General features: G+C 53.5%; 1 rRNA gene. It reads right to left on the bottom strand.

The annotated features are described in order from the left end of the window. Positions 1-23 precede the first annotated feature (23 nt). Positions 24-2572, bottom strand: a 23S ribosomal RNA gene (locus tag ACQUTD_RS21540); the annotation flags it as partial.

Here is a 2572-nt window from a genome sequence, read left to right as displayed (position 1 = left end):
CGCCAAAACATCTTCGGCGTTGTAAGGTTAAGCCTCACGGTTCATTAGTACCGGTTAGCTCAACGCATCGCTGCGCTTACACACCCGGCCTATCAACGTCGTCGTCTTCAACGTTCCTTCAGGACTCTCAAGGAGTCAGGGAGAACTCATCTCGGGGCAAGTTTCGTGCTTAGATGCTTTCAGCACTTATCTCTTCCGCATTTAGCTACCGGGCAATGCCATTGGCATGACAACCCGAACACCAGTGATGCGTCCACTCCGGTCCTCTCGTACTAGGAGCAGCCCCCCTCAATTCTCCAGCGCCCACGGCAGATAGGGACCGAACTGTCTCACGACGTTCTAAACCCAGCTCGCGTACCACTTTAAATGGCGAACAGCCATACCCTTGGGACCTACTTCAGCCCCAGGATGTGATGAGCCGACATCGAGGTGCCAAACACCGCCGTCGATATGAACTCTTGGGCGGTATCAGCCTGTTATCCCCGGAGTACCTTTTATCCGTTGAGCGATGGCCCTTCCATTCAGAACCACCGGATCACTATGACCTGCTTTCGCACCTGCTCGCGCCGTCACGCTCGCAGTCAAGCTAGCTTATGCCATTGCACTAACCTCCTGATGTCCGACCAGGATTAGCTAACCTTCGTGCTCCTCCGTTACGCTTTAGGAGGAGACCGCCCCAGTCAAACTACCCACCAGACACTGTCCGCAACCCGGATTACGGGTCCACGTTAGAACACCAGCCATTAAAGGGTGGTATTTCAAGGATGGCTCCACGCAGACTGGCGTCCACGCTTCAAAGCCTCCCACCTATCCTACACATCAAGGACCAGTGTTCAGTGTCAAGCTATAGTAAAGGTTCACGGGGTCTTTCCGTCTTGCCGCGGGTACACTGCATCTTCACAGCGATTTCAATTTCACTGAGTCTCGGGTGGAGACAGCCTGGCCATCATTACGCCATTCGTGCAGGTCGGAACTTACCCGACAAGGAATTTCGCTACCTTAGGACCGTTATAGTTACGGCCGCCGTTTACCGGGGCTTCGATCAAGAGCTTCGCGTTGCCGCTAACCCCATCAATTAACCTTCCGGCACCGGGCAGGCGTCACACCGTATACGTCCACTTTCGTGTTTGCACAGTGCTGTGTTTTTAATAAACAGTTGCAGCCAGCTGGTATCTTCGACTGGTTTCAGCTCCGCGAGCAAGTCGCTTCACCTACGCACCAGCGTGCCTTCTCCCGAAGTTACGGCACCATTTTGCCTAGTTCCTTCACCCGAGTTCTCTCAAGCGCCTTGGTATTCTCTACCTGACCACCTGTGTCGGTTTGGGGTACGATTCTGTGTTACCTGATGCTTAGAGGCTTTTCCTGGAAGCAGGGCATTTGTCACTTCAGCACCGTAGTGCCTCGTCATCACGCCTCAGTGTTAAAGTGAACCGGATTTACCTGGAACACACACCTACACGCTTAAACCGGGACAACCGTCGCCCGGCCAACATAGCCTTCTCCGTCCCCCCTTCGCAGTAACACCGAGTACAGGAATATTAACCTGTTTCCCATCGACTACGCCTTTCGGCCTCGCCTTAGGGGTCGACTCACCCTGCCCCGATTAACGTTGGACAGGAACCCTTGGTCTTCCGGCGAGCGGGTTTTTCACCCGCTTTATCGTTACTTATGTCAGCATTCGCACTTCTGATACCTCCAGCAGACCTCACAGTCCACCTTCAACGGCTTACAGAACGCTCCCCTACCCAACAACACATAGTGTCGCTGCCGCAGCTTCGGTGCATGGTTTAGCCCCGTTACATCTTCCGCGCAGGCCGACTCGACCAGTGAGCTATTACGCTTTCTTTAAATGATGGCTGCTTCTAAGCCAACATCCTGGCTGTCTGTGCCTTCCCACATCGTTTCCCACTTAACCATGACTTTGGGACCTTAGCTGGCGGTCTGGGTTGTTTCCCTCTTCACGACGGACGTTAGCACCCGCCGTGTGTCTCCCGTGATAACATTCTTCGGTATTCGCAGTTTGCATCGGGTTGGTAAGTCGGGATGACCCCCTAGCCGAAACAGTGCTCTACCCCCGAAGATGAATTCACGAGGCGCTACCTAAATAGCTTTCGGGGAGAACCAGCTATCTCCCGGTTTGATTGGCCTTTCACCCCCAGCCACAAGTCATCCGCTAATTTTTCAACATTAGTCGGTTCGGTCCTCCAGTTAGTGTTACCCAACCTTCAACCTGCCCATGGCTAGATCACCGGGTTTCGGGTCTATACCCTGCAACTTAACGCCCAGTTAAGACTCGGTTTCCCTTCGGCTCCCCTATACGGTTAACCTTGCTACAGAATATAAGTCGCTGACCCATTATACAAAAGGTACGCAGTCACCCCATAAAGAGGCTCCCACTGCTTGTACGTACACGGTTTCAGGTTCTGTTTCACTCCCCTCGCCGGGGTTCTTTTCGCCTTTCCCTCACGGTACTGGTTCACTATCGGTCAGTCAGGAGTATTTAGCCTTGGAGGATGGTCCCCCCATATTCAGACAGGATACCACGTGTCCCGCCCTACTCTTCGAACTCACA

This window comes from Enterobacter sp. K510, assembly GCF_055804875.1.
The sequence above is the reverse complement of the archived record's forward strand: the minus strand, read 5'-3'. Positions and strand labels throughout refer to the sequence as shown.